Consider the following 3,859-nt stretch of genomic DNA (forward strand, 5'->3'; position numbering starts at 1 on the left):
GTGTCGACCAGGCACTCACCCTGCTGACGGCGGTTGTAGAGGTCACGCCGGAGGTACCAGTGCGACAGCAGGCTTGCAACCATCATCAGGGGCACGAGGGGCAGGACGATGGACCGGGGCATCCGGATGTCGAAGGTGAAGCCGGCGAGGGCGGCCGCGCAGGCGACGAGGAGGGCAGCCTTGCCGATCGCGCGGTACTCGTCGAACCCGGTGCCGATGTTGCGGGGACGGTAGGTCTGGGTCGCGTGAAGAGCGAGAAGCCAGATCGGCGGCGCCGCGAACAGCAGCCAGACGCGGTCACCGAGGTCGGGCCCGAACTTCAGCACGTAGAGGACGAGGACGACGATCGCGCCGACCACGACGTCCCCCATCGCGGCGCTGGTGCGGTACCGGACCTCCCACCGACGGCGGCGGCGCACGAGGGTTCGGCTCACAGGAGGTTCGGGAGGGTCGGCAGGGCCGCCCAGACGCTGAAGCTGCTCCGTCACGTTGATGCCCCCACCAAGAGTGTCTGATCCCCTACCGGCCGACGCCCACGGCGCCGGTTCTCGTGCGTCCCGAGCACACCACCCAACAGCGTGCTCGAGCCCTTCCTGACCAACCCCCCGATTGCTGAGGACAAGTGTTGCGGAAGATCCCACCGTCCGCACACAGAATCGGCCAACATTCAGCGAACACCGTGTTGGCCAGTCCGTACTGCCCACCTATAGACCTCAACAAAGCGGACACAACACCCAGAAAGGTCCCCGCTCCGCATCGAGCCCTGCTCCGACGAGGACGGTACCGTACTCCCCGGTATTTTCCCTGCCCGGTGGATGACGTCACACTTCTCCGCTCAGTGCACCCGAGCGGGGTTCTCGCGGCCGGCAACCGCGCGGACGTATCTTGGCGGCCCCGGGGCACCTCCTTCCGTTTGGGCGGCGCCACAGGGCCGCCCTGCGGAGCCGGCTCGACGGTGGGACAACGGTTTTCGAACCTCACAGACCGTCAGAAAGCGGAATGAAAGACCAAAGTGGACAGACGCTTCGATTCCCGGGACACACGGGCAGATCCCACCTTAAAGTCGAAGTGTTCCGGCCCATGAGCCTTTGGGGGGCTCGCCGGTTCCTCAAACGTGTCACGGGTGAACTCGGAGGATCCTGCAGTGACTCACCACATCGCCACCGACCTCGTCGGCGGCCCGTTCAATGCCACCATCGGCCCGACCATCGCCGCGTCCGTCGACCGCCTCGTGCGGTGTGCGCTGGACGGGCTGCCGCAGATGTACCGCCCGGACTCCCGCGCGTTCGTCCAGACCGTGCGGGGGGTCCCGTCGGCGACGGGCCCGCACCTGGTCCAGGAAGGCACGAATCTGCGGTATGCCGCGATCGTCGCCCTCGGCCTGCGGCACACGCCGGAGGCGACGCAGCGTCGGGTCCTGTCCGGACTCACCGCCGCCGAGCTGTCGGCAGCCGTCGCCAAGCGGGCCGAGCGGGACGCCGACCCCGGCGCCATCGCGCTGGCCGCCTGGGCCGTGGCGGAGGTCGAGCAGCGCCACGCTGACACCCTATTCAGCCGGATGCGGGACATGCTCGCCTCGGGCGATCCGCTTCCGACCATCGACGTGGCCTGGATGCTCACGGCGGCAGTCGCCTCGGCCTACCTCGGCGACACCGACGACGTGGTGACGACCGCACGCGACCGGCTGCTCGCGGAGCAGGGACCGACCGGGCTCTTCCCGCACGCCCTGCCGCCGACCGCGCTGGGGCGGTTCCGTTCGCACGTCGGATCCTTCGCCGATCAGGTCTACCCGATCCAGGCCCTGGCGCGGATGGCTGCCGTGCGCGCCGACGGCGCGGCACTGACCGCGGCCAACGCCTGCGCTCAGCGGATCTGTGCCCTGCAGGGCGAGGCCGGGCAGTGGTGGTGGCACTACGACTCCCGTACCGGCTCGGTCGTGGAGGGCTTCCCTGTCTACAGCGTCCACCAGCACGCCATGGCACCAATGGCCCTGTTCGACCTGTTCGACGCCGGCGGCGACGACCACCGTGCGGCGATCGTCACAGGCCTCTCGTGGCTGACCACGCACCCTGAGGTGCTCGAGGAGCTGGTCGACGACCGGTTGGGCGTCGTCTGGCGCAAGGTCGGCCGGCGCGAGCCGGCGAAGGCTGCCCGCAAGCTCAGCGCCGTCACGACGTCCCTGCGACCGGGTTTCACCCTCCCCGGTCTGGACCGCGCCTTCCCCACCACCCTGGTCGACCACGAGTGCCGACCCTACGAGCTCGGCTGGCTCCTCTACGCCTGGCTGCGCCAGGGCACCGCGGCCACCGCCCTACTGACAGAGGAAGCCTCTCGTGCATGACCTCCTGACAGACAAGCCTGCGGCAGTCGTCCCAGCGGCAGTCGTCCCAGTACTGAGCGAGCCCCTTCTGCGACCTGCAGCACTGCTGACCACCGACCTCGGGGTCGGGCCGGCCCCGTTGCGGGCCGTGACCCTGCCCGGGCTGCGACGCGACCTGTTCGGGCTCTCGTTCGACGCCGTGACCCTCGACGAGGCCGTCCAGCAGTGCCGAGACGCGCTGACCGCCCGGAGCCCGATGCTCGTCGGCGTCGTCAACGCGGCCAAGGCCGTCAACCTCCGCAGCGACCACGTCCTGCGCGACTCCCTGCTGGAGTGCGACCTGCTCGTCGCCGACGGCCAGTCCGTCGTCTGGGCCAGCCGCGTCCTCGGCAAGCCGCTACCGGAGCGGGTGGCCGGCATCGACCTCTTCGCGGCCCTGCTGCAGGTCGCCGCCGACGACGGACGCAGCGTCTACCTCCTCGGCGCCCGGCCCGAGGTGCTCGAGGCGCTCATCGAGGCCATCACCACACGGTGGCCGACCCTGCGCATCGCCGGCCACCGCGACGGCTACTACGCGGCCGAGGACTCGGCGCAGGTCGCCGCCGACATCCGCGAGGCGGCCCCCGACATGCTCTTCCTCGGCATCACCTCGCCGAAGAAGGAGATCTTCCTGGGGACCTACGGCGCCACGCTCGACGTCCCTGTCATGCACGGGGTCGGCGGGTCGTTCGACGTCATGGCCGGGGTGACCAAGCGGGCGCCCAAGGCCTGGCAGGGCGCCGGCATGGAATGGGCCTACCGCCTGATCCAGGAGCCGAGCCGCATGTGGCGGCGCTACCTCCGCACCAACTCCGCCTTCGTCCTGCTCGTCGCCCGGGACGCCGTCCGCACATCACGCCAGCACCACCCTCGGGGAGCACACCATGGATGAGATCTTCAGCGGGACCGTCGCCGTCATCGGCCTCGGCTACATCGGGCTGCCGACAGCCGTGGTCCTCGCGACCCGCGGCATCGAGGTCATCGGCGTCGACGTCAACCCGGCGACCGTCGCGGCGGTCGAGCGCGGTGAGGTCCCCTTCGTCGAGCCCGACCTCGCCATCGCCGTCAGCGGGGCGGTCAGCATGGGTCGCCTCAAGTCGACGACGGAGATGCCGCACGCCGACGCCTACATCGTCGCCGTCCCGACCCCGTTCAACGACGACCACACCGCCGACCTCTCCTACATCCGTTCGGCGGTCGAGAGCATCGCTCCGCAGCTGCACGGGGGCGAGCTCGTCATCCTCGAGTCCACGTCGCCACCCGGCACCTCACGGCTGATCAGCGAGTGGATCGGCGAGCTGCGTCCCGACCTGCGGATGCCGCACATCGGCGAAGGCCTGCCGGACGTCCACATCGCCCACTGCCCCGAGCGCGTGCTGCCCGGACGCATCATGATCGAGATGATCACCAACGACCGCATCGTCGGGGGGATCACGCCGAGGTGCGCCGAGGTGGCCGCGTCGATCTACCGCGTGTTCTGCCAGGGCGCGATCCTCCTGA

4 protein-coding genes are annotated in these 3,859 nt (G+C 69.8%); 3 read left to right on the forward strand and 1 reads right to left on the reverse strand.

The window, feature by feature from the left end; genetic code table 11:
- On the reverse strand, window positions 1-434 hold a 434-nt coding region (locus tag Q0R63_RS04170), incomplete at its 3' end, for a hypothetical protein (protein WP_295694441.1).
- 710 nt (window positions 435-1,144) lie between these two features.
- Here Q0R63_RS04170 and Q0R63_RS04175 point away from each other — a divergent pair.
- From Q0R63_RS04175 to Q0R63_RS04185, 3 genes are all read left to right on the forward strand, one after another.
- Entirely contained in the window at window positions 1,145-2,341 is a 1,197-nt protein-coding gene (locus tag Q0R63_RS04175; RefSeq protein WP_295694444.1) for a hypothetical protein, read from the forward strand.
- A complete protein-coding gene (locus tag Q0R63_RS04180) occupies window positions 2,334-3,251 on the forward strand; it encodes a WecB/TagA/CpsF family glycosyltransferase (RefSeq protein WP_295694446.1) in 918 nt (305 codons plus the stop codon). Before Q0R63_RS04175 ends, Q0R63_RS04180 begins: the two co-directional genes overlap by 8 nt.
- Window positions 3,244-3,859: NAD(P)-binding domain-containing protein (locus tag Q0R63_RS04185; RefSeq protein ID WP_295694449.1), on the forward strand; the 616-nt coding region annotated here is incomplete at its 3' end. The genes Q0R63_RS04180 and Q0R63_RS04185, both read left to right, overlap by 8 nt.

Origin of the sequence: Lapillicoccus sp. (assembly GCF_025353065.1) — a bacterium.
Taxonomy (GTDB): Bacteria; Actinomycetota; Actinomycetes; order Actinomycetales; family Dermatophilaceae; genus Lapillicoccus.